27 protein-coding genes are annotated in these 26,993 nt (G+C 74.0%); 14 read left to right on the forward strand and 13 right to left on the reverse strand.

Features of this window, described 5'->3' with window-relative positions; translation table 11 throughout:
- Positions 1-9: 9 nt before the first annotated feature.
- Complete coding sequence (locus tag AB0O09_RS19100; RefSeq protein ID WP_344624396.1) at positions 10-432, reverse strand: DUF350 domain-containing protein; 423 nt, start codon at positions 430-432, stop codon at positions 10-12.
- 111 nt (positions 433-543) lie between these two features.
- Between AB0O09_RS19100 and AB0O09_RS19105 the strand changes: the two genes are divergently transcribed.
- Complete coding sequence (locus tag AB0O09_RS19105; protein WP_363542805.1) at positions 544-858, forward strand: hypothetical protein; 315 nt, start codon at positions 544-546, stop codon at positions 856-858.
- Between the two features lie 5 nt (positions 859-863).
- Complete coding sequence (locus AB0O09_RS19110; protein WP_363542806.1) at positions 864-2,084, forward strand: glutathionylspermidine synthase family protein; 1,221 nt, start codon at positions 864-866, stop codon at positions 2,082-2,084.
- Between the two features lie 47 nt (positions 2,085-2,131).
- Here the strand turns inward: AB0O09_RS19110 and AB0O09_RS19115 are convergent, their stop codons facing one another.
- The 4 genes from AB0O09_RS19115 to AB0O09_RS19130 all read right to left on the reverse strand — a co-directional run bounded on the left by AB0O09_RS19115 (position 2,132) and on the right by AB0O09_RS19130 (position 5,119).
- Positions 2,132-2,617: an LURP-one-related family protein gene (locus AB0O09_RS19115; protein ID WP_363542807.1), complete on the reverse strand. Its 486-nt coding sequence runs from the start codon at positions 2,615-2,617 to the stop codon at positions 2,132-2,134.
- Between the two features lie 111 nt (positions 2,618-2,728).
- Entirely contained in the window at positions 2,729-3,643 is a 915-nt protein-coding gene (locus tag AB0O09_RS19120) for a DJ-1/PfpI family protein (protein WP_363542808.1), read from the reverse strand.
- Positions 3,640-4,224, reverse strand: a complete 585-nt coding sequence (locus AB0O09_RS19125) for an isochorismatase family protein (protein WP_363542809.1) — start codon at positions 4,222-4,224, stop codon at positions 3,640-3,642. Before AB0O09_RS19125 ends, AB0O09_RS19120 begins: the two co-directional genes overlap by 4 nt.
- A gap of 91 nt (positions 4,225-4,315) precedes the next feature.
- On the reverse strand, positions 4,316-5,119 hold the full coding sequence (locus AB0O09_RS19130; RefSeq protein ID WP_363542810.1) for an aminoglycoside 3'-phosphotransferase: 804 nt from the start codon (positions 5,117-5,119) through the stop codon (positions 4,316-4,318).
- A 67-nt stretch (positions 5,120-5,186) separates the two neighbouring features.
- Here AB0O09_RS19130 and AB0O09_RS19135 point away from each other — a divergent pair, with 67 nt between their 5' ends.
- Positions 5,187-7,007, forward strand: a complete 1,821-nt coding sequence (locus AB0O09_RS19135) for an NHL domain-containing thioredoxin family protein (protein ID WP_363542811.1) — start codon at positions 5,187-5,189, stop codon at positions 7,005-7,007.
- Between the two features lie 72 nt (positions 7,008-7,079).
- Here the strand turns inward: AB0O09_RS19135 and AB0O09_RS19140 are convergent, their stop codons facing one another.
- Positions 7,080-8,381, reverse strand: a complete 1,302-nt coding sequence (locus AB0O09_RS19140; RefSeq protein WP_363542812.1) for a M18 family aminopeptidase — start codon at positions 8,379-8,381, stop codon at positions 7,080-7,082.
- A 267-nt stretch (positions 8,382-8,648) separates the two neighbouring features.
- The gene (locus AB0O09_RS19145; protein WP_363542813.1) at positions 8,649-10,478 is read right to left on the reverse strand and encodes an acyl-CoA dehydrogenase; all 1,830 of its coding nucleotides are present in this window, start codon (positions 10,476-10,478) and stop codon (positions 8,649-8,651) included.
- A gap of 275 nt (positions 10,479-10,753) precedes the next feature.
- On the opposite strand from AB0O09_RS19145, the gene AB0O09_RS19150 reads away from it, so the two are divergent.
- A complete protein-coding gene (locus AB0O09_RS19150; protein ID WP_344624406.1) occupies positions 10,754-11,182 on the forward strand; it encodes an SseB family protein in 429 nt (142 codons plus the stop codon).
- A gap of 129 nt (positions 11,183-11,311) precedes the next feature.
- On the forward strand, positions 11,312-12,262 hold the full coding sequence (locus tag AB0O09_RS19155; RefSeq protein WP_363542814.1) for a pirin family protein: 951 nt from the start codon (positions 11,312-11,314) through the stop codon (positions 12,260-12,262).
- Positions 12,263-12,329: 67 nt separating this feature from the next.
- On the opposite strand, the gene AB0O09_RS19160 is transcribed toward AB0O09_RS19155, so the two are convergent.
- Complete coding sequence (locus tag AB0O09_RS19160) at positions 12,330-13,151, reverse strand: integrase (RefSeq protein ID WP_363542815.1); 822 nt, start codon at positions 13,149-13,151, stop codon at positions 12,330-12,332.
- A gap of 335 nt (positions 13,152-13,486) precedes the next feature.
- Between AB0O09_RS19160 and AB0O09_RS19165 the strand changes: the two genes are divergently transcribed.
- Positions 13,487-13,726 carry a DUF5302 domain-containing protein gene (locus tag AB0O09_RS19165; protein ID WP_344624384.1) on the forward strand — a complete coding sequence of 80 codons (240 nt, stop codon included), beginning with the start codon at positions 13,487-13,489 and terminating at the stop codon, positions 13,724-13,726.
- A gap of 192 nt (positions 13,727-13,918) precedes the next feature.
- Here the strand turns inward: AB0O09_RS19165 and AB0O09_RS19170 are convergent, their stop codons facing one another.
- The 5 genes from AB0O09_RS19170 to AB0O09_RS19190 all read right to left on the reverse strand — a co-directional run bounded on the left by AB0O09_RS19170 (position 13,919) and on the right by AB0O09_RS19190 (position 17,892).
- A complete protein-coding gene (locus AB0O09_RS19170; protein WP_363542816.1) occupies positions 13,919-14,815 on the reverse strand; it encodes an alpha/beta hydrolase in 897 nt (298 codons plus the stop codon).
- Positions 14,816-14,929: 114 nt separating this feature from the next.
- A complete protein-coding gene (locus tag AB0O09_RS19175; RefSeq protein ID WP_363542817.1) occupies positions 14,930-15,565 on the reverse strand; it encodes a TetR/AcrR family transcriptional regulator in 636 nt (211 codons plus the stop codon).
- 41 nt (positions 15,566-15,606) lie between these two features.
- Positions 15,607-16,896, reverse strand: coding sequence for an amidase (locus AB0O09_RS19180; RefSeq protein WP_363542818.1), 1,290 nt, complete (start codon positions 16,894-16,896; stop codon positions 15,607-15,609).
- 45 nt (positions 16,897-16,941) lie between these two features.
- Positions 16,942-17,172, reverse strand: a complete 231-nt coding sequence (locus tag AB0O09_RS19185; protein WP_344624380.1) for a hypothetical protein — start codon at positions 17,170-17,172, stop codon at positions 16,942-16,944.
- 66 nt (positions 17,173-17,238) lie between these two features.
- The gene (locus AB0O09_RS19190) at positions 17,239-17,892 is read right to left on the reverse strand and encodes an ATP-binding protein (RefSeq protein ID WP_363542819.1); all 654 of its coding nucleotides are present in this window, start codon (positions 17,890-17,892) and stop codon (positions 17,239-17,241) included.
- Between the two features lie 227 nt (positions 17,893-18,119).
- Here AB0O09_RS19190 and AB0O09_RS19195 point away from each other — a divergent pair, with 227 nt between their 5' ends.
- The 8 genes from AB0O09_RS19195 (at position 18,120) to AB0O09_RS19230 (ending at position 26,965) form a co-directional block, all read left to right on the forward strand.
- Complete coding sequence (locus AB0O09_RS19195) at positions 18,120-18,920, forward strand: hypothetical protein (protein WP_363542820.1); 801 nt, start codon at positions 18,120-18,122, stop codon at positions 18,918-18,920.
- Positions 18,921-19,063: 143 nt separating this feature from the next.
- Positions 19,064-19,795, forward strand: coding sequence for a YcnI family protein (locus AB0O09_RS19200; protein WP_363542821.1), 732 nt, complete (start codon positions 19,064-19,066; stop codon positions 19,793-19,795).
- Positions 19,796-19,874: 79 nt separating this feature from the next.
- Entirely contained in the window at positions 19,875-20,549 is a 675-nt protein-coding gene (locus tag AB0O09_RS19205) for an SCO family protein (protein WP_363542822.1), read from the forward strand.
- Complete coding sequence (locus AB0O09_RS19210; protein ID WP_363542823.1) at positions 20,546-21,022, forward strand: copper chaperone PCu(A)C; 477 nt, start codon at positions 20,546-20,548, stop codon at positions 21,020-21,022. The genes AB0O09_RS19205 and AB0O09_RS19210 overlap by 4 nt, the downstream gene beginning before the upstream one ends.
- Positions 21,023-21,027: 5 nt before the next feature.
- Positions 21,028-23,139, forward strand: coding sequence for a FixH family protein (locus AB0O09_RS19215; RefSeq protein WP_363542824.1), 2,112 nt, complete (start codon positions 21,028-21,030; stop codon positions 23,137-23,139).
- 144 nt (positions 23,140-23,283) lie between these two features.
- Positions 23,284-24,219, forward strand: coding sequence for a prephenate dehydratase (gene pheA, locus AB0O09_RS19220; protein WP_363542863.1), 936 nt, complete (start codon positions 23,284-23,286; stop codon positions 24,217-24,219).
- Positions 24,220-24,866: 647 nt separating this feature from the next.
- Positions 24,867-26,144 carry a serine--tRNA ligase gene (gene serS, locus AB0O09_RS19225; RefSeq protein ID WP_363542825.1) on the forward strand — a complete coding sequence of 426 codons (1,278 nt, stop codon included), beginning with the start codon at positions 24,867-24,869 and terminating at the stop codon, positions 26,142-26,144.
- Positions 26,141-26,965: an HAD family hydrolase gene (locus tag AB0O09_RS19230; protein ID WP_363542826.1), complete on the forward strand. Its 825-nt coding sequence runs from the start codon at positions 26,141-26,143 to the stop codon at positions 26,963-26,965. Before serS ends, AB0O09_RS19230 begins: the two co-directional genes overlap by 4 nt.
- The last annotated feature ends 28 nt before the right edge of the window (positions 26,966-26,993 follow it).

The following is a 26,993-nucleotide window of genomic DNA, read 5'->3' on the forward strand; positions in this document are numbered from 1 at the left end:
CGGGCCGGCTCAGGCGATCGACGCGGCGACGATGGCGGCGACCGAGAGGTTGCAGGCGGCGGTCACCCAGACCGCCGGGTGCGGCTCGGGGTCGACCAGCACCTCGCCGAGCTTGCCCGGGGTCAGCAGGTCCACCAGCCAGAACGCGGCGGCCATCAGCACCAGGCCGAGCAGGCCGAAGAGCGCGGTCGCGGCCAGGCCCTTCCCGAACTCGTCGTAGGTGTACATGATCGCGGTGAAGACGATGCCGCCGATGCCGATCAGCGCGGAGCTGAGCACCACGGCGGCGTTGCGGTTGCGCTCCAGCCAGATCTGCCGGCCGAGCTTGCCCGGCGTCAGGGCGTCGACCAGGCCCACGCCGAGCAGCAGCAGCACCAGGCCCACGGCGCCGTAGGCGGCGGCCACGCCGAGGCCGTGGACGATGTCGTTCATGCTGCTCCCCCAGGGCGGAGTGCCACGCCAGGTGCCACCCGAAGTGTCAAGGACCGGCAAAAGATATCCCATGGTTCCGGCGCTGGGGAGCCTTAAGTACCATCACCCGTCATGACGCAGACCGACCCCTCCTCCGCCCGCCGCCGCTCGGGCGTCGTCGCCCTCGGCATGGTGGGGACGCTGGCACTGGCCCTCACCGGCTGTTCGTCGTCCGGCGGCAGCGCACCCCGGCGCTGCGTCGACCCCGGCACCCTCAAGGTGCTCGACGACCACTCCTGCTCCGCGGGCACCACCGCGGCCGCCGGCCGCTGGTACTACTGCGGCTCCGGCTCGCTGACCGCCGCCGGCGGCACCTTCGACAAGGCCGCCACCAAGCGCGGCGGCTTCGGCTGCCCGAGCGGCAGCTCCGGCTCGAGCGGGGGCTGACCGCGATGCGCCGTCGCACCGTCGAACCGCGGCCGGGCTGGCAGGCCGCGGTCGAGGCCCAGGGCCTGATCTACGCCGTCTGCGAGGACCCGCGCAACCCCGGCACCGAGTACGCGTACTGGGACGAGAGCGCCTACTACGAGTTCTCGCTGCCGGAGGTCGAGGCGCTGGAGGAGGTGGTCGAGGAACTCCACGGGATGTGCCTGGAGGCCGCCGACCACGTGGTGCGGACGGGCCGGTTCGCCGACTACGGCATCACCGACCCGCGGCTCGCCGAGGTGATCGCCACCTCCTGGCGGCGGCGCGAGGAACAGCCGTCCCTGTACGGGCGGTTCGACCTGGCGTACAACGGCACCGGCCCGGCCAAGATGTTCGAGTACAACGCGGACACCCCGACCTCGCTGATCGAGGCCGCCAGCCCGCAGTGGTTCTGGATGGAGGAGCGCTTCCCCGAGGCGGACCAGTGGAACTCGCTGCACGAGCGGCTGGTCGCCGCCTGGAGCCGGCAGAGGGAACTGCTGCCGCCCGGCCCGGTGCACTTCGCGCACTCCCGCGGCGACTTCGAGGGCGAGGACTGGATGACCACCCTCTACCTCCAGGAGACCGCCGAGCAGGCCGGCCTGGAGACGGTGTCGATCGCCGTGGAGGACATCGGCCTGGACGGGCTGACCGGCCGGTTCGTCGACCTGCAGCACCGCTACATCCGCTCCGCGTTCAAGCTGTACCCGTGGGAGTGGCTGGCGGAGGACGAGTTCGGCGCCCAGCTGCTGGCCACCGTCGACCTCGGCGGCTCAACCGGCTCCACGCTGTGGATCGAGCCGCCGTGGAAGATGCTGCTCTCCAACAAGGCACTGCTGGCGGTGCTGTGGGAGCTCTACCCCGGTCACCCCAACCTGCTGCCGGCCTACCTGGACGGGCCGCGCGAGCTCGCCGCCACCGGGTACGCGGCCAAGCCGCTGCTCGGCCGGGAGGGTTCGGGCGTTCGGATCGTGGAGCCGGGCGGGGACGAGACCCTGCTGCCGGCCTGGGCCGGCGACCCGGACCGCTACGGCGACGAGGGCTTCTGCTACCAGCAGCTCTGCCCGCTGCCGGTGTTCGACGGCAACCAGCCGGTGCTGGGCGCCTGGGTGGTGGACGGCGAGGCCGCCGGGCTCGGCATCCGCGAGACGCACGACTCGCCGATCACCCACGTCGGCGCGCGCTTCCTGCCGCACGTCATCGTCTGAGCACCGGCCGGCCCGCGGCGGGGGCATCGCCGCGGGCCGACGGAGCGTCAGGCGTTGTGCTCGACCATCCGGTCCAGGCAGACGGCGACGGCGAGCAGCAGCGGCACGTCCGCACCCTCCGCGATCTCCACGCCGTAGGTGTCGCGGATCCGGAACCACTTGCGGGAAATCTCGGCGACCGTCCCGCCGTCCGACTCGACCTTGTACTCCTTGTCGATGAGGTCGCCGTGCACCTCCAGCTCGCCGCCGGCCTCCAGCTCCACCAGGTACTTGTCGCGGAACGGCGTGAAGAGCTTCTTGCGGACGGTCGCGACGGTGTCGCCCTCGGCGTTCTCGATCCGCATCGCGTCGCGGACGGTGAGCACCTTCTCCTTGATCACGGCGACCACGGTGCCGGACGGGTCCTGCAGCTCGAAGGTGTCGCGCAGCCGCAGCACCTTGCCGTCCACCAGGAAGGCCTTCTCGCCGTCGCCGTCCTCGATCCAGTAGTCGTCGCCGACCGCGAACAGCCGCTCCTTGACCACGTACTTCATGCCTGCCTGCTTCCCTCGACGGAGACTGCCGAGCACATCGTGCCGGATGCCGGGGCGCAGGTCAGCCCTCGGCCGCGCGGCGGGGCGCGGAGACCGGCCGTCCGGGTGCCGTCAGTCCGCGGCGGGCCGGGCGCGCAGCCGGCGCAGCATCCGGGCGTCCTGGAAGCCGACCGCGCGGGCGGCCGACTCGACGGTGGCACCCTGGCCGATCAGGTGCTCGGCGTGCTCCAGCCGCAGCTGCTGCTGGTAGCGCAGCGGGGTGAGGCCGGTCGCCTCGGTGAAGCGCCGGGTGAGGGTCCGTTCGCTGACGCCGGCGCCGGCGGCGAGCCCCGTGAGCAGCAGCGGGTCGGTGAACCGGGCGTCGATGACGTCCTGCACCCGGTGCACGGCGTCGCTGAGGTGGGCGCGGTGCCGCAGCATCGCGCTGTCCTGCTGCTCGTCCCCGTTGCGGCGGGTGTGGACGACCATCGTGCGGGCCACCTGGGCGGCGACGTACGGGCCGTGGCGGACGGCCAGCAGGTGCAGTGCCAGGTCGATCCCGCTGGCGATCCCGGCGGAGGTGAGGACGCTGCCGTCCTGGACGAACAGCACGTCGGGGACGACGGAGGCCCGCGGGTAGCGGCGGGCGAGCTCGTCCTGGAGGTCGTGGTGGGTGGTGCAGCGGCGGCCGTCCAGCAGGCCGGCCCGGCCGAGCGCGTCCGCGCCGGAGCAGATGCTCGCCACCGTGCCGCCGGCGGTGTGGTGGGCGACCACCCGTTCCAGGGTCTCCCGGGTGAACACCGGTCCGGTCGGCAGGCTCGGCGAGCGCCAGCCGGGGACGACCACCAGGTCGCCGGCGGCCAGCTCGGGCCACCGGGTGGCGGCCTTCAGCCCGATGCCCTGCGCGGTGGTGACGTCCTCCTGCTCGGCCACGTACCCGATCTCCCAGGGGTGGCCGAGGTCGGCCGCCGCGGAGAACACCTGGGCCGGACCGGCGAGGTCCAGCAGGTGCAGCCGCGGCGCCAGCAGGAAGACCGCCCTGGTCACGATCCGGTCAGCTCCTCCACGGTGGCGATCCGGGCGAAGCGCCGTGCGAGGGCGTACTCGGTCCGCGCGATGATCTCGTCGGTGGACAGGGTACGCGGGTCGGCGAGGACCTCCGCCAGGCTGCGGCCGGCCGGGGCGTCCCGGTGCTCGATCGGGTGGGTGGCGGTGGCGTCGGTGACGAACACGACCTGGTAGCCGAGGTCGGAGGCGACCCGGGCGGTGGTCTCGCAGCACTGCTCGGTGCGGATCCCGCCGACCACGACCTCGCCGATGCCGTGCCGGGTGAGCTGCTGCTGCAGGTTGGTGGTGGTGAAGGCGTTGTGCGAGGTCTTGGTGAGGACGGGCTCGCCGTCCTCGGGCTTGAGGCCGTCCATCAGCCGGACGTGGCCGGACTCCGGGTCGAAGGGGGTGCCGCTGCCCGGTTCGGTGTGCAGGATCCACACCACGAGGTCGCCCTTCTCCCGGGCGGCGGCGACCAGCCGGCCGACCTTGTCGGCGATCCCCGGGTCGGAGACGGCCTCCCAGTTGGGCAGGCGGCGGAAGGACTCCTGGACGTCGATCACGACGAGTGCGCTCTTCATGTCCTCCATGGTGGCCGCCGGCGGGCCCGCGCCCCAGACATGATCACGCCCCGCACCGGAACGATCCGGTCACCGGCCGGGGCGGTCCGGCTCAGCCGGTCAGGTGCCAGAGCAGCCGGTAGTAGGCCGTCCGCTCCGCGTCCGGAGCGATGCCGTAGGCGTCCAGCAGCGGCCGCTCCCAGCTCGGGCCGTAGTTCCACACGGTGCTCCAGGTGGCGACGGCGAGGTCGGCCCAGCGGTCGGCGACGCCGAGCGCGCCCAGGTCGACGTGGCCGCTCGGGCGGCCGTCCTCGCCGACCAGGGTGTTGGGCGCGCAGGCGTCGCCGTGGCAGACCACCGGCCCGTCGGGCGGCGGGACGTCGGCGAGGGCGGCCAGCGCCCGGTCGACGGTGCGGAAGCGCGGCAGTTCCTCCGGCCAGTCCGCCAGGGAGGTCCGGCCGGCCGCGGCACGGGCGCGGGCGGCCTCCAGCCGCGGCCCGGCGGACCAGTCGAACGGGCAGTCGGCGGCGGGCAGCGCCTCGTGCAGGGCGCGCAGCCCCTCGCCGACGGCCCGCACCGCGGCGGCGGGCTCGCGCAGCCAGCGCCCGTCCACCGCCGAGCGGCCGGGCAGGCCGGCCGTGACCAGCCAGGAGCCCTCGTCGTCGGCGCCCTCGTCGAGCACCTGCGGCACCGCGGCGTGGCGGGCCGCCCAGCGCAGCCGCACCGCCTCCGCCGTGAAGGTGCCGCGGCCGGCCGGCAGCCACTTCACGAACTGCCGCCCGCCGTCCGCGCCGACCTGGAAGGTCAGCCCGCCGAGCGTGTTGCGCCACACGGCCCGCACCGGCCGGCCCCGCGCGAACCCGGCGACGGACGACGGCACCTCGACCGGCCCCGGGGGCGCACTGGCGATGATCACCGGATCATTCTCGCCCCCGCCGCCCGGGACCGGAATGGTTCTCACGCGCATCGGGTTTGATTGGGGCATGGCTTCTCGTGCACGCGTACGCGCCCCCGAACTGGTGGGCAAGGGCGGATGGCTCAACACCGGCGGCAAGGACCTGTCGCTGGCCGACCTCCGCGGCAAGATCGTCATCGCCGACTTCTGGACCTTCTGCTGCATCAACTGCCTCCACGTCCTGGACGAACTCCGGGAGCTGGAGGAGAAGCACCGCGACACGGTGGTGATCGTCGGCGTCCACTCGCCGAAGTTCGTCCACGAGGCCGACCACCGGGCGGTGGTCGACGCGGTGGCCCGGTACGAGGTGCACCACCCGGTGCTGGACGACCCGGAGCTCGCCACCTGGAAGCAGTACGCGGTGCGGGCCTGGCCGACGCTGGTGGTGATCGACCCCGAGGGGTACGTCGTCGCGCAGCACGCGGGCGAGGGCCACGCGCACGCGATCGCCGCCCTGGTCGAGGAGCTGGAGGCCGAGCACGCCGCCAAGGGCACGCTGCGCCGCGGCGACGGCCCGTACGTGGCGCCCGAGCCGCAGGCCGGCGACCTGAAGTTCCCGGGCAAGGCGGTGCGGCTGCCGGACGGCCACTACCTGGTGGCCGACTCCGGGCACCACTCGCTGGTGGAGCTGGCCGAGGACGGCGAGACGGTGCTGCGCCGGATCGGCGACGGCGAGCGCGGCCTGGTGGACGGTGCCGCGCCGCGGTTCAGCGAGCCGCAGGGCCTCGCCCTCGTCCCGGAGGGCCTCGGCCTCGGCTACGACGTGGTGGTGGCGGACACCGTGAACCACGCGCTGCGCGGCCTGCGGCTCGCCGACGGCAGCGTCACCACGCTGGCCGGCACCGGCCGGCAGTGGTGGCAGGGGTCGGCGACCGCCGGCCCGGCCCGCGAGGTCGACCTCTCCTCGCCCTGGGACGTCGCCTGGTTCGACGGCCGGGTGTGGATCGCCATGGCGGGCGTGCACCAGTTGTGGGCCTTCGACCCGGCGGCCGGCACGGTCGCCGTCGCGGCCGGCACCACCAACGAGGGCCTGGTCGACGGCCCGGTGGCCGAGGCCTGGTTCGCCCAGCCGTCGGGCCTGGCGGTGTCCGCGGACGGCGAGCGGCTCTGGGTGGCCGACTCGGAGACCTCGGCGGTGCGCTGGGTTTCACGTGAAACCGGCTCGGTGCACACCGCGGTCGGCACCGGCCTGTTCGACTTCGGCCACCGTGACGGCGCCGCCGACCAGGCGCTGCTGCAGCACCCCCTGGGCGTCACCGTGCTGCCGGACGGCTCGGTCGCGATCAGCGACACCTACAACCACGCGCTTCGCCGCTTCGACCCGGAGACCGGCGAGGTGACCACCCTCGCCACGGACGTCCGCGAGCCCTCCGGCGCCGTGGTCGTGGACGGCGACATCGTCGTGGTGGAGTCGGCCCGGCACCGGCTGACCCGGCTGCGCCTGCCCGAGGAGGCCGTCCGGGTCGAGTCGGTGGCGCACCGCACGCAGCGCGCCGCCACCGAGGTCGCCCCCGGGGCCCTGCGGCTGGACGTGGTCTTCCAGGCCCCGGCCGGGCAGAAGCTGGACGAGCGCTACGGCCCGTCGACCCGGCTGCTGGTCAGCTCCACCCCGCCGGAGCTGCTGCTCTCGGGCGAGGGTGCGGACACCGACCTCTCCCGCGAGCTGGTGCTGAACGGGGCGCTCGCCGAGGGCGTGCTGCACGTGTCGGCGATGGCGGCGTCCTGCGACGACGGCCCGGAGATCGAGTACCCGGCCTGCCACGTGCACCAGCAGGACTGGGGCGTGCCGGTGAAGCTGGTGGCCGACGGCGTGAGCCGACTTCCGCTGGTCCTCGCCGGCATGGAGTGACCGGCCCGGAGTGAACGGGGGCCGTCCGCGCGGCGGCCCCCACCGCCCGCGGACCGGCCCCCGGGCCCCGGCTCAGCCCTCCAGGAACGCCTTGAGGGCGCTCGCCAGCAGGTACGGGTCCTCGGCGCCGCAGAGCTCGCGGGCGGAGTGCATGGAGAGCGCGGCGATGCCGCAGTCCACGGTGGTGATACCGAGCCGCGCCGCGGTGATCGGGCCGATGGTGGTGCCGCAGGGCATGGCGTTGTTGGAGACGAAGGTCTGCCACGGCACGCCGGCCTTCTCGCAGGCGGCGGCGAACACGGCCCGGCCGACGCCGTCGGTGGCGTACCGGTTGTTGACGTTGACCTTCAGGATCGGGCCGCCGTTGGGCATCGGGTGGTGGCCCGGCTCGTGCCGCTCGCTGTAGTTGGGGTGCACGGCGTGCCCCATGTCGGAGGAGAGGCAGACGGTGCCGGCCAGCGCCCGGGCGCGGTCCTCGGTGGTGCCGCCGCGGGCGTACACGGTGCGCTCCAGCACGTTGCCGAGCAGCGGGCTCTGCGCGCCGGTGTCGGACTCGCTGCCGGTCTCCTCGTGGTCGAAGGCGGCGAGCACCGGGATGTACGCGAGCGGGGCTTCGCCGGTGGCGGCGGCGGCCAGCGCGGCGGTGCCGGCGTGCACCGAGAGCAGGTTGTCCAGCCGGGGGCCGGCCAGCAGTTCGCGGTCGCGGCCGAGGTAGGAGGCGGGCTGCACGTCGTGGGTCATGAGGTCCCAGCCGGCCACGTCGGCGGCGGCCACGCCGGCCCTGCCCGCGACGTACTCGAGGAGCGCGCCCTCGGTCACCTCGCCGATCCCCCAGATCGGGGTGAGGTGGCGCTGCTTGTCGAGCTTCAGGCCCTCGTTGACGGCGCGGTCCAGGTGGATCGCGAGCTGCGGGACGCGCAGCAGCGGCTCGTCGATCTGCACCAGCCGGGCGGTGCCGTCGCGCAGCGCGAGGCGGCCGGAGATGCCGAGGTCCCGGTCGAGCCAGGTGTTCAGCGGGACGCCGCCGTAGATCTCCACGGCGACCTGGCGCCAGCCGGAGGAGCCGGTGTCCGGGATCGGCTTGACCCGGAGGTTGGGCGAGTCGGTGTGGGTGCCGACCACTCGGAACGGCGTCTCGGGGCCCGCCCCCTCGGGCACGTACCAGGCGATCAGCGCGCCCCCGCGGATCAGGTACCGGCCGCCGGCCTCGGCCCCCCAGGCGTCGGTCTCCAGGACCCTGCGGAAGCCCGCCTTCTCCAGCCGCTCGGCCGACGCGGCCACGGCGTGGTAGGGCGAGGGTGCGGCGCCGAGGAAGGCGATCAGATCGTCGGTGTGCGTCCGGTCGAAGTGGGCCGGGCGGTCGGCGGTCGACATGCTGCTCCTGGGTTGAGGGAGGTCGGACGCCGGATGGGGGTACCGGGTCCGCATCTGAGCATATGCCCGTACACGGACATGACGCGGCGAACTCAAAAACGGTGACACAACGGTGAGAACACCGGGACACAGTGCATTCCCGACCGTCCGTCATGCCGCCCGTGACGTTCCGTTTGCCCGATTCCGTCCGACGGTGAAACGCCGTGGGGCCCGGTCGGCGGACCGGGCCCCACGGCGTGAGGGTGTGTCAGGCAGACTTCAGGGGGCTCAGAAGGCCTCCTCCGCGAGCTCCATGATCTCGTTGTCCACGGCCTCCGCGATCAGGCGCTGCGGGGCGGTGGTGGGCAGGACGTTGCGGGCGAAGAAGCGGGCCGCGGCGACCTTGCCCCGGTAGAACGGGACGTCCTTCTCGGAGGCGCCGGCCTCCAGCTTGGCCAGCGCGACGGCGGCCTGGCGGAGCAGCAGCCAGCCGATGACGACGTCACCGGAGACCAGCAGCAGGCGGGTGGCGTTGAGGCCGACCTTGTACATGTTGGCGACGTCCTGCTGGACGGCGGTCAGGTCGGCGAGCATCTTGCCGACGATCGCCTCCAGGTCGCCGGCGGCCTTGCCGAGCGCCTCGCGCTCGGCGGCCAGGGCGTCGCCGCCCTCGCCGGTGGCGATGAACTTCTGGATCTGCTCGGAGACGGCGGTGAGCGCCTGGCCGCCGTCCTTGACGATCTTGCGGAAGAAGAAGTCCTGGCCCTGGATGGCGGTGGTGCCCTCGTACAGGGTGTCGATCTTGGCGTCGCGGATGTACTGCTCGATCGGGTACTCCTGCAGGTAGCCGGAACCACCGAAGGTCTGCAGGGACTGGGCGAGCTGCTCGTAGGACTTCTCCGAGCCGTAGCCCTTGACGATCGGCAGGAGCAGGTCGTTCAGGCGCTCGGCGGCCTCGTCGCTCTCGCCGCGCAGGCGGGCGGCCAGCACGTCGTCCTGGACGGAGGCGGTGTAGAGCACCAGGGCGCGCATGCCCTCGGCGTACGCCTTCTGCGTCATCAGCGAGCGGCGGACGTCGGGGTGGTGGGTGATGGTGACGCGCGGGGCGGTCTTGTCCAGGAAGTTGGCGATGTCCGCACCCTGCACGCGCTCCTTGGCGTACTCGAGGGCGTTCAGGTAGCCGGTGGACAGGGTGGCGATCGCCTTCGTGCCGACCATCATGCGGGCGAACTCGATGATCTTGAACATCTGGCGGATGCCGTCGACCTTCTCGCCGAGCAGCCAGCCCTTGGCCGGGTGCTTGGCGCCGAAGGTCATCTCGCAGGTGTTCGAGGCCTTGAGGCCCATCTTGTGCTCGACGTTGGTGGCGTAGACGCCGTTGCGCTCGCCGAGCTCGCCGGTCTCCCAGTCGAAGTCGTACTTCGGCACGATGTAGAGGCCGAGGCCCTTGGTGCCGGGCTTGCCGCCCTCGGGGCGGGCCAGCACCAGGTGGATGATGTTGTCGGACATGTCGTGCTCACCGGAGGTGATGAAGCGCTTCACACCCTCGATGTGCCAGGAGCCGTCCTCCTGCTTGATCGCCTTGGTGCGGCCGGCGCCGACGTCCGAGCCGGCGTCCGGCTCGGTCAGCACCATGGTGGCGCCCCAGAGGCCGTCGACCATGCGCTGGGCGACCTTGTGCTGCTCCTCGGTGCCCTCCTCGTAGACGACGCCGGCGAAGGCCGGGCCGGAGGAGTACATCCAGATGGCGGGGTTCGAGCCGAGGACCTGCTCCGCGTAGGCCCAGACCAGGGAGGACGGGGTGACCTGGCCGCCGATGCCCTCCGGGATGCCCAGGCGCCACCACTCGGCGTCCATGAAGGTCTGGTAGCTCTTCTTGAAGGTGGCCGGGACCGGCGCGGTGTTGGTCTCCGGGTCGAAGACCGGCGGGTTGCGGTCGGCGTCGGTGAAGGACGCGGCGAGGTCGTTCTCGGCGAGGCGGGAGATCTCGCTGAGGATGTTCTTCGCGGTGTCGACGTCCATGTCGGCGAACGGGCCGGTGCCGTACACCTGCTCGCGGCCGAACACCTCGAACAGGTTGAACTCCACGTCCCGCAGGTTGGACTTGTAGTGACCCATGACCGTTTCTCCGGTTCGTCTGCTTGCCGTGGGCCCGCCGATCGAGCGCCACTTACCCACCAGTACGCACCATGATGCTACCCGGCAGTAACTTGGGCAAGCCCTCTCACGGCAAAGCCTTATGAACGTGGTCACGTCCCACAACCCCGGACGCGCACACCTTGTGAGATCCGTCCCCCCTGCGGGACGCCCCGGCCCGGTAGCCTTGCCCCGTGTACGGCTACGAGCAGACCGCGTACCAGGACCCCTACCAGCAGCAGGCGGGGATGAACGGCATGCCCGGCCCCGGCCCGTACGGCGACCCCCAGCAGGGGGGCGCCCAGCAGTCCCTCTACCCGGAGCCCTCGCCGCCCTCGCTGGCCGACGCCGTCCGGGCCTTCACGACCGGCTCGATGCCGGTCGAGGACTTCCAGGCGATCTTCATCACCTCGAAGGTGCACTGCCCGCGCGGCGACCGCCCCGGCTTCCTCGCCCTGCACAACACCCCGACGCCGGTGATCCCGATGTTCAGCTCGCTCAAGGAGCTGCGCCGCTACGCCGGCAAGGAGTCCAAGCACTTCAGCGTCACCGGCGCGGAGGTCCTGGACCTGCTGCCGACCGGCTACGGCTTCGCCCTCGACATGGAGGGCGAGCACCGGATGGTCTTCGACGCGAAGGCGGTCGAGCAGATGGTCGACTTCACCATGCGCCGGATGTACGGCTGACCCCACCCGCGGGAGGCGTACGGCCTCCCGCACAGCCGCGTCCATTTAGTTCAATGTTCAACTTGCTATTGGTTGAGGATTGAACTAATCTTTCGGGCGTAGGCCAGAGAACCCCTGAAGGAGGCCGACATGCCCGCCGTGACCGTCGAGAACCCGCTGACCCTGCCGCGCGTCACCACCCCCGACCCCGCCGCCGCGGTCGCCCGCCCGGTGCTGGCGGTCGCCACCGCTCCGGAGGGCTTCGAGGGCGAGGGCTTCCCCGTCCGCCGCGCCTTCGCCAAGATCAACACCAAGTTCCTCGACCCGTTCATCATGATGGACCAGATGGGCGAGGTGGAGTACGCCGCCGGGGAGCCCAAGGGCACCCCGTGGCACCCGCACCGCGGCTTCGAGACCGTCACCTACCTGATCGACGGCGAGTTCATCCACAAGGACTCGCACGGCGGCGGCGGCCACCTCGGCGGCGGCGACACCCAGTGGATGACGGCCGGCTCGGGCATCCTGCACATCGAGACCCCGCCGGAGTCGCTGGTCCTCAGCGGCGGCCTGTTCCACGGCATCCAGCTGTGGGTCAACCTGCCCGCGAGCGACAAGATGACCCAGCCGCGCTACCAGGACATCCACGGCGGCCACGTGAAGCTGCTGACCAGCCCGGACGGCGGCGCCGTGCTGCGGCTGATCGCCGGCGAGCTGGACGGGCACCGGGGGCCGGGCGCCACCCACACCCCGATCACCCTGCTGCACGCCACGCTCACCCCGGGCGCCTCCGTCACCCTGCCCTGGCGGCCCGACTTCAACGCCCTCGCCTACGTGCTCAACGGCGACGGCACGGTCGGCACCGAGCGGCGACCGGTGCGCACCGGCCAGGCCGTGGTCTTCGGCGACGGCGACACGATCACCATCACCGCGGACGCCAAGCAGGAGTCCCGCCACCCCAACCTGGACGTGATCGTCCTGGGCGGGCAGCCGATCCGCGAGCCGGTCGCCTGGTACGGCCCGTTCGTGATGAACAGCCACCGGGAGCTGGAGCAGGCCATGAAGGACTTCCAGTCCGGCTCGTTCGGCCACCCGGTCGACTGAACCCGCACCGCTCGCACCCGGGGCCCGGCACACGCCGGGCCCCGGGTGCGTCCGCGGCCCCGCCGGGTCAGATCCGGGCGTAGAGGGCGGCGGCGTCGTCCGACTTCTTGCCGCGCGGCCAGCGCGTGCAGTCGGCGTCCGCCTCCTCGACGGCCCGCACCTGGGCGATCAGCTCGGCCGGCCCCGACTCCGCGAGCAGCCGCAGCGCGTCCGACCAGCTGCCGAGCCGGAAGCGCTCGGTGAACCGGGCCGCACCGTCGGTCAGCGCCGCCACCCCACGCAGCTCGTCGAGCGGGACGAAGCCGGTCTCCGCGTGCTCGGCGGCGCGCGGCGTGGCGGCGGCGATCCACGGCCCGTGCCCGGAGTTCCGGGCGGCCCGGACGGCCTGCGCGTACGCGAGGTAGAGCTCGGCCCGCTCGGTGCTGCCCGGCACCGTCGTCCAGACCTGCCGGCGCAGCAGTTCCCCGCCGGGGAAGCGCTGGTTGTCGCCGATCACCCGGGGTGCGCCCTCCCGGGGGTGCAGCACCAGCAGCGAGTCGCCGAGCACCAGGTACTCCAGCGAGCCGCCGACCTTGCGGGCGGCGACCACCATGGCGGCCGGGGTGTTCGGGTTCGCGAGGTCGCAGCGGCCGCCGTGCAGGGCCGCCGTCTCCACGATGGCGTCGCCCAGGCATTCGGCGATCGAGCGGTCGGCCCGGTCGGTGAGCCGGGCGAGGAGGTGGACCCCGAGCCGTCTGGCGTACCAGGCGGTGCCGTGGCGGCACCCGGACTCCAGGTCCGCCGGCATGCTGGAACCGTCCAGCAGCACCAGCGCTTCGGCGGAGGCTGCGGCGAAGTCCTCGCTCTCGCGGCCCGGCCCGTACGGTTCTCCGGCGAGCTGTACCTGCATCGGACCAGTCTGCGTGCGGGCGGCCGCCCGGTACAGGGGTCGGACGGACTCGACCGGCACCGTCGGCGTGCGCCGGAGCGCGCGGTGGCGACCGGCCGGAGCGCGGCTTACGGTCGGGGGATCACCCGCCCTCGCCCGAGGAGTCTGCGATGGTCTGGCAGTTCTTCGTCCTCGTGATCGCGTCGATCGGGTTCCCGATCCTGGCGCTCTTCTACCTGATCGGCGGCCCCCGGTTCCCCGACGAAGTGAAATGAACCCGCCGGGCGGCCGCCGCCGTGGCAGGGTGTGCACTGCATGCGGCCCCTGTCCCGGGGCCCCGTACCGGAGGTCGCGCCATGAGCAAGGAAGCAGCCCCACCCGCCGAGCAGTCCGAGACCGGGGCCGCCCCGGTCGAGGCGGCCGCCGAGGCACCCGCCCAGGAGGACGTGAAGGCGAAGTTCCTCGCCGCGCTGGAGCGCAAGCAGGGCGGCCGCGGGAGCGGCGGCGCCGGGCAGGGCGGCGAGGGCTCGAAGATCCACGGCACCCACGCGGCGGCGGGCGGAAAGCGCACCTTCCGCCGCAAGAGCGGCGGCTGATCCCGAGCCGGACGGCGGGCGGATCCCGGAAGGGGTCCGCCCGCCGCAGTGCTCCTCCGCCCTGGCCTTCGGCTGGGAGGTGCGCCCAGCGCCCCTGGATCGGCCTCCCGTGTGAAGACCGCTCCTAGGAGCTGTCGTCAAAGGGCGCTCGGGCGCCCCCGTGTGGCATCCGTACGCCTCTGAAGACACGTCCTAGGCGGAGGCACCCGCGGTGCGGTTCGCAGGCAGGGCGGCCCGGGTGTCCGGCTCGGTGAGGAAGCCGAGCACGTTGTCGAGCACGGCCGGGTCGGTCAGCACCCGCTGGTGGCCGAGCCCGCGGGTGGCGAGCAGCCGCACCCGTCCGCCGTACGCGGCCTGCAGCCGGCCTGCCTGGCGGAACGGCACCACCCGGTCGCCCTCGTCGTGCACCACCAGGGTCGGCGGCACGGCGTCGGACGGCCGGCCCGCGGCGTCGAAGCGCTCCCAGACCGGCTCGTCCCCGGGGAGGAGCACCTCCTCGACGCGGCGTGCGACCTGCTGCGAGACGCGCTCGGACAGCCCGAGCTGGGCGCGGAAGCCGCCGATGACGTGGCGGAAGTCGGTGACGCCGGCGATCGCCACCAGGCGGTCGGCCCGCAGGCCCTCACCGAGGGCGTGGAAGGTGCAGGCCACCCCGAAGGAGTGCGCGACCACGGCCTCGAAGGGGCCGTCCAGCTCGTGCAGCCGGCCGATGGCCTCGCCGTACTCCAGGATCGTGGTGGTCGAACCGGCGGAACCGCCGTGGGCGGGCGCGTCGAAGGCGACCGGGCTGCGGCCCTCGGCCAGCAGCCGGGCCACCAGCGGGGCGAAGCGCGAGGCCCGGGACTGCCAGCCGTGCACCAGCAGCACCGGACGGCTGCCGTCGCCCCAGCGGTAGACCGCGGCGCGTCTGCCGGCCACGGTGAGGTGGGAGGTGCGCGCCCGGTCGTGGACCTCGCGTTCGGCCGGGCGGACCCGGCTGCGTGCGCCGGGCCTGCGGAAGAGGCCGAAGGCGGCCCGGCCGGCGAGGTCGGGCGAGATCAGGGCGGCCGTGTTGAGGGCGGTGCCGACGAGTGCCTTGGTGCGGTCCATGGGGTCTCCCCGGTCGAGGTGCGGGGTGGGCGGAGCCTGACGGAGCGATATATTAGCACGATCGTTCGTGCATTTTTAGGCCCACGGAATTCCCCGGGCGACGGCGCGGCAGGGTCAGGCCAACAGTTCGGGATGGCTCGCCGCACCGCGCAGCAGCGCCAGGACACCGGCCGCGGCGAGGTCGTAGCGGCGCTCATCGCCGTACAGCAGCGACTGGGCGTTGGCCGCCTCCAGCATGCCGATCAGCCCGAAGACCAGCAGGTCGAGGTCGGTGTCGGCGCGGAGCTCGCCGGCCTCCCGGGCGGCGCGCGCCAGGTCGGTCAGGTGCTCCTCCCAGGCCCGGCCGGCCGCCGCGAGGGCGTCCCGCACGGGGCCGGGGCGGGCGTCGAACTCGGCCGACACCGCGTAGAAGAAGCAGCCGCCCGGGAAGACCCGACGGCGCGAGTACGCCAGCCAGGAGTCACAGAGCGCCCGCAGCGCGCCGAGCCCGGGAGGCAGGTCCTCGACCGGGACGACCACCGCGTCCCGGAAGATCCGCTGGGCGGCGCGCACGGCGGCCAGCTGCAGCTCCTCCTTGGAACCGAAGCTGGCGAACACCCCGCTCTTGCTCAGCCCCAGGTCGGTGGCCAGCCGGCCGATCGACAGGGCCTCCAGGCCCTCGACGGAGGCGACCTCCACGGCACGCCCCAGCACCGCGCGGCGGGTCTCGTTGCCCCGCTGCACCCGCCCGTCCGTGGTCGGCGTCTCCACCGCGCTCCTCCGCCGGCCGTCCCTCGCTGTCGGCGGCCAGCCTACGCCGACAGGCGTTCCCCGATCACGGCCGCGGCGGCCAGCAGCCGTTCGTCCCCGCCGTCCGCGCCGACGCACTGCAGGCCGAGCGGCAGCCCGCCGAGCGCACCGGCCGGCAGCGAGACGGCGGGCAGCCCCGCGTGGCTCCACGGCAGCGACATCACCGCGCTGCCGGTGGAGTCCAGGCCGAGCGGCGCCGGGCCGGTGGCGGCCGGGGTCACCCACGCGTCCACGCCCTGATCGGCCGTCACCTCGGCCACCCGGCGCCGGAAGTCCGCCCGGGCGGCCAGCGCGGCCCGGTGGTCGGCCCGGTCCACCTCCCGGCCGTGCCGGATCGCGGCCACCGTCTCCGGCCGGTACAGGCTGCCGAAGCGGGCGAACAGGTCGCGGTGCACCTGCGCCAGCTCGTACCGGATGATCGTCCGCAGGTGGTGCTTCACGGTGTCGAAGTCGCCCAGCACGTCGACCCGGCGGACGGTCAGGCCGAGGCCCCGCACGGTGTGTTCGAAGGCGGCGAGCGCCTCGGGGTGCACCTCGTCCAGGTAGCCGCCGACCGGGACGCCGAGGACGGGCTCCCGCTCCGGCGGCCCGGCGGGCTGCGCGGCCCAGGTGTCGCAGAGCAGCGCGGCGGCCAGCCGTACCCCGGCGAGGTCGGCCGCGTACCAGCCCGCGGTGTCCAGCGTCGGCGCGTGCGGGACGGTCCCCTCCGCCGGGACCCGCCCGTGGGTCGGCCGGAATCCCACCACGCCGCAGTACGCCGCCGGGCGGATCATCGACCCGACGGTCTGGGTGCCGATCGCCAGCGGCACCAGCCCCGCCGCGACGGCCGCCGCCGAACCGCTGCTCGACCCGCCCGGGGTGTGGCCCAGGTCGTGCGGATTGCGGGTCGGCCCCGGCGCGAGGACGGCGAACTCCGCCGTCACCGTCTTGCCCGCGACCAGCGCCCCGGCCGCACGCAGCCGCCCCACCAGCGGCCCCTCCGGCCCGGCCAGCACCCCCGGCGGCAGCGCCGAACCGGCGTGCGTGGGCAGGCCGTCGACGTGCACCACGTCCTTGACCCCCACCGCCACGCCGTACAGCGGCGGGCGCCCGGCCGGGTCCGGGTACCGCGCCTCCAGCTCCTTCGCCGCCGCCGACAGCCGGTCGTGCCGGCCGGGCTCCGGGACGAAGGCGCGCAGCGCCGGGTCGATCCGGTCGATCCGGGTGCACAGGTGCTCGACGTGCTCGGCGAGCGGCGGGTCGCCGGCCCGCAGGCGGGCGGCCGCGGGGACGAGGGGCGTCATCGGCTCCATGGCGCCCACGCTACGGGCCCGCCGGTCCCGGCACGGGCGATCCGGTCACTCGTGCTCGGCCGGCATGTACGGCGTCTCGCGCAGGAACAGCGCCCCGCAGGTGTGGCAGTTGAGGTCCGGCGAGCGGGACCACATCTCCGGGTCCTGGACGGCCGACGCCGGGCTCAGGTCCCGCCCGCACAGGGCGACGGAGGAGCCGTCGTGGCTGATGTGCCAGGTCTTCACCCCGTCGGACGGGCCGGACGGGCCGTACTCGGCGCGCATCTGATACCTCATGCCGCCATGCTGCGCCGGGGTCGGGCGGGCGGCAATCCGGCGGCCCCGTTCCCCGGGGCCCGCGGTTCAGGAGGCGGCGCGCAGGAGTGCGTCGTCCTGCCACTTGAGGATCTTGTCGAAGCTGACGATCGCGCCGCGCAGGGGGTGGTTGCGGAGTTGGACGTGGTCGGTGAGCGCGTGGATCAGGAAGAGGCCGCGGCCGGACTCGGAACCGAGGTCGGGCAGGACGTCCGGGTCGGGGGTGCGCACCGCGGCGGGGCGGCCGGCCGGCAGGACGTGGGTGTCGTACGGGCCGGGGCGGTCGGTGCGGCGCGGGTGGCGGCCGCCGAGCGGCGGGGGGCCGAGGGTGACCCGGCCGCGGCGGGTGCGGCAGCGGCGCGGGGACGGACGGGCCGCGGAGGCGGCCGGGCCGCGGTGGCCGTCGGCGGCCGGGACGCCCGGGGCGGCCGGGGCGATCGGCGGCAGGCCGGGCCCGGAGTCGACGACCTCGATCCGCAGCCGGTCGCCGGCGATCGCCGCGGTGACCTGGAACCCGTCGTCGGGGCGGCCGGTCGCGGCGTGCTCGACGGCGTTCGCGCAGGCCTCGGTGAGGGCGATCCCGAGGTCGTAGGCGATCTGCGGGTCGACGCCGGCGGTGTCCATGGCACCCAGCAGGATGCGGCGGGCCAGCGGCACGCTGGCCGGGTCGCGCTTGAGGTGCAGAGTCCACCAGATGTCCACGGGAGGTCCCTCCTGGCTGCGGCTCCACATACGACTAGGTATCTCCGGGGGTTTCGGCAGCGAACCGTCGGCGCGCGCCGCGACCGCCCGTTCGGCGGATGGACTGGTGCGGAACAGTGTGCCGCGCGGCGCACGCTTCGGCCCGCACGCCGGGCCGAAAGGGTCATTCGGCGTATTTCCCACCCTGCCCGTGGGGACGGTGTGAGCGGTGAGATGATGGCCCGGCCATGACTGCCCACCCCGCCGCCCCGTTCGCAGGCGCCGCCGCCCCCGCCGACGGGGTGCAGGCCGCGGCCTGGGACCTGCGGGTGGCGCGCGCGGTGCCGTTCGCGCTGGTGTGCACCCTGGTGGCGGCCGCCGGCCACACCGCGGTGGGCGGCGGGGACGTCGCCCTGCCCGCACTGGCGGCCGGATTCGCCGCGGTGGTGCTGCTGGCCGCGGCGCTCGGCGGGCGCGAACGCTCGCTCGGGGCGATCACCGCGGCACTGGGCGCGGGCCAGCTGGGCCTGCACCTGCTCTTCCACACCTTGACCCCGGCCCGCGCCCACCACATGGCGGGCATGTCGATGCCGGAGGCCGCCGGACGGCTGCTCTGCGACGACATGCCCGGCAACGGCGTCACCCGGCTGCCCGCGGGCACGAGCCCGGAGCAGCTGATCAGCGACGCCGGTCTGGACCCGCACGCGTACGCCGCCGCGGGCGCCGGGCACGCCGCCTCCGGCCTGTTCGGGTCGGGCCCGGCGATGCTGCTGGGCCACCTGGCGGCGGCGGTCGTGGCCGGCTGGTGGCTGCGGCGCGGCGAGGCCGCGCTGTGGCGGCTGGTGAAGCTCACCGCGGCGGCGGCCCGCGAGTGGTCCGCCCCGCTGCGCCGTGCGGTGGCGATGCTCGCCGCCGTCCTGCTCGGGGTGCCCGCGGCCGCGCCGGCCGCGCCCCGCCGCCGGGCCGAGGACGTCCCGCTGCCCGGGGCGGTCGCCCTGGTGCACAGCCTGGTGCGGCGAGGGCCGCCCGTGGTGGCGTTCGCGCGCTGACCGGCCCGGTACGGGCCCGTGGCGCGCGCTGCCGACCGGACCGCACCGATGCGGGACGGCCATCACCAGCACCACCACCAAGCCCGGCGCACCCGTGCGGCCCCGTCGCCGCCGTGCGCCCCGCTCCCCCGGGAGAGCCCATCATGCGTACCACTCCTGCCCGTCGGACCACCCTCGCCGCCGCCGTCGCCGGTGCCGCCGTCGTCGCGCTGGCCGGGCCGGCCGCCGCCCACGTCACCGTCCAGCCGGGCAGCGTCCCGCAGGGCGGTTACACCGCCGTGGCGTTCCGGGTGCCGGACGAGAGTGACACCGCCTCCACCGTGAAGCTGGAGGTCAGCCTGCCGATGGACCACCCGATGGCCTCGGTGCGGATCCAGCCGCTGCCCGGCTGGACGGCCGTCCTGGAGAAGTCCAAGCTCGACAAGCCGCTGAACGCGCACGGCAAGGACATCACCGAGGCGGTCTCCAAGATCACCTGGACCGCGGACGCCGGCACCAAGATCGCCCCCGGTCAGTTCCAGGAGTTCCGGGTCTCGCTCGGCGCCCTGCCGACCGACACCGACAAGCTGACCTTCAAGGCCCTGCAGACCTACGACAACGGCGAGGTCGTCCGCTGGATCGAGGAGGCCAAGGAGGGCCAGCCCGAGCCCGCCAAGCCCGCCCCGGTGCTGACCCTCACCAAGGCCGCCGCGGCCGCCTCCGCCGCGCCGGCCGCCGACCACCACGCCTCCCAGGACGCCTCCGGCGACCAGGCCGCCGCCAAGGCCGACGACTCCACCGCCCGCACCCTCGGCGTGGTCGGCATCGTGGTCGGCGTGATCGGTGCCGCGCTCGGCGTGGCCGACCTGCGCCGCAAGAGCGGCCCCGCCTCCTGACCCGGTGCCCGGCGGGCCGCACCCCGGTGCGGCCCGCCGGGCCGATCCCCCGCCCCGCACGATCGGAAGTCCCAACGCCATGGCCCACACCCCCCGTCCGAAGGCCCGGCTGCTCGGCGCGGCCGCCCTGGCCCTGTCCGCCGCCCTCGCGCTCACCGCCTGCTCCTCCTCCGGGGGCGGCGGCACCGGCGCGGCGAAGGTCAGCAAGGAGAGCAGCAGCTCCGCGTACCAGGGCAGCGTGCTGAGCAAGCACTTCGACAAGCCCGACCTCGTCCTGACCGACACCTCCGGGCAGCCGTTCGACCTGCGCAAGCGGACCGCCGGCCGGCCCGTGGTGCTGTTCTTCGGCTACACCAGCTGCCCCGACGTCTGCCCGACGACCATGGGCGACATCGGGGTGGCGATGTCGAAGCTGTCCGCCGAGGAGCAGAAGAAGATCGACGTCGTCTTCGTCTCCACCGACCCGGAGCGGGACACCCCGAAGGTGCTGCGCACCTGGCTGGACTCGATGGGCAAGGGCTTCATCGGCCTCACCGGCGACCTCGCCAAGGTGAAGACCGCCGCCCGGACGGTGGGCGTCGCCGTGCAGGACCCGGTGGTGAACGCCGACGGCTCGGTGACCTCGGCGCACGGCGCCCAGGTGCTGGCCTTCCTGCCCTCCGACGACAAGGCCCACGTGCTGTGGATGGGCAGCAGCACGGTCGAGACCTACAGCCACGACCTGGCGCTGCTGGCGAAGGGGGTGCCGGCGTGAGCCGGGCGTTCCGGCGTTCCGCGCTGATCGGCGCGGGACTGTCCGCGGTGCTGGCCACCGGGACGATACTCGTGGCGTGCGGAACGGGATCCGACGACGGACGGGCCGACCTCAGCATCGTCGGCAGCTACGTCCCGGTGCCGGCGCTGCCCGGCGGGATGGGCGCCGGCTACTTCACCGTCCGCAACGACGGCGGGGCGGCCGACCGGCTCGTCGCGGTGACCAGCCCGGACGCCGGCTCCGTCACCATGCACACCTCCGGCGAGTCGACGATGACCGCGGTCGACAGCCTCCAGGTGCCGGCCCACGGCGCACTGGAACTGACCCGCGGCGGCCACCACCTGATGATCATGGGATGGCAGAAGCCGCCCGCCGTCGGGGACGAACTGGAACTGGACCTCACCTTCGCCAAGAGCGGCACCATCACCGTCACCGTGCCGGTGAAGCCGCTCACCTACCGGCCCGGGAGCTGACACTGATGCCGAGGAGAGTCGCGGCGCTGCTGGCCGTACTGGCGGCGGCCGTCGCCCTGCTGTTCGGCGGCGCCGGCACCGCCGCCGCGCACGCCACGCTGGTCTCCACCGACCCGGCGCAGGGCGCGGTCACCGCCACCGCACCTGCCGCCGTCACGCTGACCTTCAGCGAGGGCGTCTCGCTGACCGCCGACTCGGTGCGGGTGCTGGACCCGGCCGGCAAGCAGGTCGACAACGGCGACGCGGCCCACGCCGACGGCAAGGAGGCCAGCGCCCGGGTGACGCTGCGTCAGGGCATCGGCAACGGCACGTACACCGTCGCCTGGCGGGCCGTCTCCGAGGACTCCCACCCGGTGGGCGGCGCGTTCACCTTCTCCATCGGCGCGCCCTCGGACACCACGGTCTCGGCCTCCGCGGTGCAGGGCGCCGAACCGGACGCCGTGGTCGCGGCCGCCTACGGCACCGCCCGGACGGTCGCCTACGCGGCCTTGGCGCTGCTGGTCGGCGCGGCCGCCTTCGTGTTGATCTGCTGGCCGCGCGGGGTCGCCGTGCACCAGGTGCAGCGGCTGCTGATGACCGGCTGGATCGCGCTGCTGGTCTCCACCGTCGCGGTGCTGCTGCTGCGCGGCCCGTACGAGCGCGGCACCGGGATCTCGCAGGCCTTCGACCTGTCGCTGGTGCGGGCCACCCTGGACGAGCGGATCGGGACCGCGCTCGCCGCCCGGCTGCTGCTGCTCGCCGCGGGCGGCGTGTTCCTGTCGCTGCTGGTCGGCCAGCTCGGCCAGGACCGGACGGCGCAGGACCCGTCCGACGCCGACGGCGCCGGGGACGCCGCGGAGCCTGCGGCCGCCGTGGAGCCCGGCACCGAGGAGGGCGAGGAGGCGGAGCTGCGGGCGCTGGAGCGGCGCGCCGCCGACCGGCCGCTGCGGGACGCCCGGCTCGGGCTGGGCGTCGGCGGGGCGGTGCTCGCCGTCGCCCTGAGCGCGACCTGGGTCGGCGCCGACCACTCCTCGGTCGGCATCCAGGTGCCGCTGGCGCTGCCCACCGCCGCCCTGCACCTGCTGGCGATGGCGTTCTGGCTGGGCGGTCTGGCCACCCTGCTGGTCGGGCTGCGGCACGGCGTGCCGGCCGCGGCGGTCGAGCGGTTCTCCAAGCTGGCGCTGGCCGCCGTGACGGTGCTGACCGTGACCGGCGTCTACCAGGCCTGGCGCGGTCTGGGCAGCTGGGGCGCGCTGGTCGACACCGAGTACGGGCGGCTGCTGCTGATCAAGACCGGTCTGGTGGCCGGCATGGTCGGCCTGGCCTGGATCTCCCGCGCCTGGGTGGCCCGGCTCCGGACGGCCGGCGCGACCGCGGACGGGACGGACGCGGCCGCCGACGAGGCCGCCGACGCGACGGCCCCGGGCGGGAAGGCGACGAGCGGGAAGCCCTCCGAGGGGACGGCGGAGCGGGAGGCCGGTGCCGGGGCGGCCGTCGGCGGCAAGCGTGCGGCGACGGCGGCCGCGGACGGCGGGAAGGGCGGGGACGACCCGGCGCGGCTGGCCCAGCTGGCCCGTCAGCGGGCCGCCCGCGACCGGGCCTCCGAGCGGCGCACCCGCGACGGCGGGCCGGCCCGGACCGGGCTGCGGCGGACGGTGCTGCTGGAGTCGGCGGTCGCGGTCGCCGTGTTGGTGGTGACCACGATGCTGACCAACTCGCCGCCCGGCCGGGTGGCCGAGGCGGTCGCCGCGACCTCGCAGTCGCCCACCGCCGGGGCCAGCACCGTGCCGGGCCGGACGGTGGAGCTGAAGCTGCCGTACGACACCGGTGGCAGCACCCCGAACGCCAAGGGCACCGCCACCGTGACGGTGAACCCGGTCGCGACCGGGCCGAACGAGGTGACGCTGAAGCTGGACGACAAGTCCGGCCAGCCGGTCTCGGTGCCCGAGGTGCAGCTCGCCTTCACCCTGCCGGACCGGGACCTCGGCCCGCTGCCGGTCACGCTGGCGGCGCAGGGCACCGGGCGCTGGTCCGGCACCGCGCAGCTGCCGCTCGCCGGGAACTGGGTGGTGTCGGTGACCGTCCGCTCCTCGGACATCGACCAGAGCACGGCCACCGAGCAGCTGAAGGTCGGCTGACCACGGCCCGTCCCGGTCGGCCGCGTCCCTCGCGCGGCCGACCGGGACGGGCGACCACTGGGCGGAACGGTGTCCGGCCGGGCGCCGGGAGTGACTATGGTGGCAGGCCGAGTACTGCTCAGCACCACCGCGTACGGAGGCGGCATGTCGGCGACCCGCTACACCTATCTCGGGCCGGAAGGCACCTTCACCGAGGCCGCGCTGCGCACGCTGCCGGAGGCGGCGACCCGCGAGCTGGTGCCGCTCGCCTCCGTCCCGGCCGCGCTGGACGCCGTCCGGGCGGGCGAGGCCGCCGGGGCGTTCGTGCCGGTGGAGAACTCGGTGGAGGGCGCCGTCACCGCGACCAGCGACGAGCTGGCCTCGGGCGCGCCGCTGATGATCTACCGCGAGGTGCTGCTGCCGATCACCTTCGCGCTGCTGGTGCGTCCGGGCACCTCGCTGGCCGACGTCAAGACGGTCACCAGCCACCCGGTGGCGCAGCCGCAGGTGCGGCGCTGGCTGGCGGCGAACCTGCCGGACGCCCAGTGGGAGGCGGCGGCGTCCAACGCGGACGGCGCCCGGCTCGTCCAGGAGGGCCGCTTCGACGGCGCCTTCGCCGGCGAGTTCGCGGCCGCGCTGTACGGGCTGGAGCCGCTGGTCAGCGACATCCACGACGCGGCGAACGCGACCACCCGCTTCCTGCTGGTGGGCCGGCCGGGCCGGGTCTCCTCGCCGACCGGGCTGGACAAGACCTCGATGGTGGTCTGGCTGCCGGACGACCACCCGGGTGCGCTGCTGGAGCTGCTGCAGGAGTTCGCGGTGCGCGGCATCAACCTGATGCGCATCGAGTCCCGGCCCACCGGCGAGGGCATGGGCAACTACTGCTTCCTGATCGACTGCGAGGGGCACCTGAGCGAGCGGCGGGTCTCCGAGGCGCTGATGGGCCTCAAGCGGATCTGTCCGCAGGTGCGGTTCCTCGGGTCGTACCCGCGGGCGGACCGGGGAAGTCAGCGGCCGGTGCGGCCGGGCACGACCGACGCGGACTTCTCGGAGGCGGCGGACTGGCTGTCCCGCTGCCTGGACGGCCGCGGGGAGCTCTGACCGGTTCGGTCACGGTGGTGGGACGGCCGCGGGGCGGCCGTTCATCCACAGGTCGGACGCTTCGTCCACAGGGTGCACGGGTTCCGGGTTATCCACAGGCCGCGGGCCAAGTCGACAAAACGGTATAGCCACTACCCGAACTGGTCAGATCATCACACTTGGCTGCAGAGGCGACTCATCACACCAGAGTCACCCTTCTGCCAGCAAATCACCTGTTCGAGCGAGCGAATTCCCTCATCCGAGAAGGCTCATCGAGGTTTCAAACCTCAATTCCTCCGTGAATCGCGCCGCACGCCTCGGCTTTCGGTTCGTCCACAGGGCCGGAGCAGGGCCTGTGGACAAACGCCCTCGGGCGCGGTTCCCCACAGGGGTTATCCACAGGATCGCGGAGGTTATCCCCAGGGCGTCCGCGGCTCTCCACGGCCCCGGTCGCGCCCCCGGACGGAACACCGCCGGACAAGCTCGCAGAATCCCGGACGGGAAAGGGCAAAGCAGGCGGAGCCACCGGTCGGTTCCGAAAACAGTGAATCACGGACGGCGGCCGTGACCCTGCCCCGGCACGGGTCGGGCGGGTCGGCCGCGGGTTCGGCGCGAAACCCCGGGAAACCGGTTCCGGTCCGGGGCCCGGCCACCGGTACGCTTGGCCCGTGATTGACCTTCGCCTGCTCCGTGAGGACCCCGACCGAGTGCGCGCCTCGCAGCGCGTCCGTGGTGAGGACGTCGACGTCGTCGACGCCCTCCTCTCCGCCGACGAACGGCGCCGGTCCTCGGGCAGTCGCTTCGACGAGCTCCGCAACGAGCAGAAGTCGCTCGGCAAGCTGGTCGCCAAGGCCCAGGGCGAGGAGAAGGCCGCGCTGCTCCAGCGCACCAAGGACCTCGCCGCCGAGGTGAAGGCCGCCGACGCCGAGCAGAACGAGGCCAAGGAGGAGGCGGACCGCCTGCTCCGCTCGCTGGCGAACCTCATCGACCCGGCCGCCCCGGTCGGCGGCGAGGAGGACTTCGTCACGCTGGAGGAGGTCGGCACCCCGCGCGACTTCGCCGCCGAGGGTTTCGAGCCCCGCGACCACGTCGAGCTCGGCCAGATCCTGGGCGCGATCGACACCGAGCGCGGCGCCAAGGTCGCCGGCGCCCGCTCGTACTACCTGACCGGCGTCGGCGCGCTGCTGGAGCTCGCCCTGGTCAACATGGCGATGGCGCAGGCCACCGCGGCCGGCTTCACCGCCATGATCACCCCGGCCCTGGTCCGCCCGGCGGCCATGGACGGCACCGGCTTCCTCGGCCAGGCCGCCGAGAACGTGTACTACCTCCCCGAGGAGGAGCGCTACCTGGTCGGCACCAGCGAGGTCCCGCTCGCCGCCTACCACATGGACGAGATCCTCGACGCGGGCCAGCTGCCGCTGCGCTACGCGGGCTTCTCGTCCTGCTTCCGCCGCGAGGCGGGCACCTACGGCAAGGACACCCGCGGCATCATCCGGGTCCACCAGTTCGAGAAGGTGGAGATGTTCGTCTTCACCTCCCCGGAGGAGGCCGAGGCGGAGCACCGCCGCCTGCTCCAGTGGGAGAAGGACTTCCTCAACGCGCTGGAGCTGCCCTACCGGGTGATCGACGTCGCCTCGGGCGACCTCGGCTCCTCCGCCGCGCGCAAGTTCGACATCGAGGCGTGGATCCCGACCCAGGGCAAGTACCGCGAGGTCACCTCGACCTCCAACACGACCGAGTACCAGTCGCGCCGGCTCTCCATCCGGATGCGCGAGGAGGGCAAGGTCCGCCCGCTGGCCACGCTGAACGGCACCCTGGTCGCCGTCCCGCGCACCATCGTGGCGATCCTGGAGAACCACCAGCAGGCCGACGGCTCGGTGGTCGTCCCCGAGGCGCTGCGGCCCTTCCTCGGCGGCCGCTCGGTGATCGAGCCCGTCGCCAAGTGAGCACCGCCCCCGGTGGCGGCCTGCCGTACCGGCTGGTCGCCACCGACCTCGACGGGACCCTGCTCACCTCCGCCGAGAAGGTGAGCGCGCGGACGCTGGACGCCCTCGCGGGCGCGGTCGACGCCGGGGCCCGGCACATCGTCGTGACCGGCCGCTCGGCGGCCTGGGCGCGCCCGGTCTTCGACGAGATCGGCTACACCGGCATGGCGGTCTGCGGCCAGGGCGCCCAGGTGTACGACGCCGGGGCGCACCGGCTGCTCACCTCGCTCACCCTGGACCGGCAGGTGGCCGCGCGGGCGCTGGCCGCGATCGAGGAGCTGACCGGCCCGCTGGCGGTGGCCGCCAACCAGGACGGCCTGGACGGCAAGGTGCTGGCCGGCCCGGGTTTCCGGCTGCGGATCGGCACCGAGCTGCCGGTGGCGCACGCCGCCCGTGACGAGCTGCTCGTGGAGCCGGTGGCCAAGCTGTACGTCCAGCACCCGGAGCTCTCCGACGACGCCCTCGCGGCGGCCGCGGTGCAGGCGGCCGGGGGGCTGGTCGGCGTGGTGATGGCCGGTCCGGGCGTGGTCGAGCTGCTGCCGCCGGGGCTGTCCAAGGCGACCGGCCTGGCGGTGGCCGCGATGCGGCTCGGGGTGAAGCGCACCGAGACCATCGCCTTCGGCGATATGCCGAACGACATCCCGATGTTCGCCTGGGCCTCGTACGGGGTGGCGATGGCGGGTGCGCACGAGGAGCTGCGGGCGGTGGCCGACGAGGTGACCGCCGGCAACGACGAGGACGGCGTGGCCGTGGTGCTGGAGCGGGTCTTCGGCCTGGCCTGAGCCGGGCCCGCCGCCGCCCGTCCGCACG

The organism is Kitasatospora sp. NPDC093679 (assembly GCF_040683455.1).
GTDB lineage: Bacteria > Actinomycetota > Actinomycetes > Streptomycetales > Streptomycetaceae > Kitasatospora > Kitasatospora arboriphila.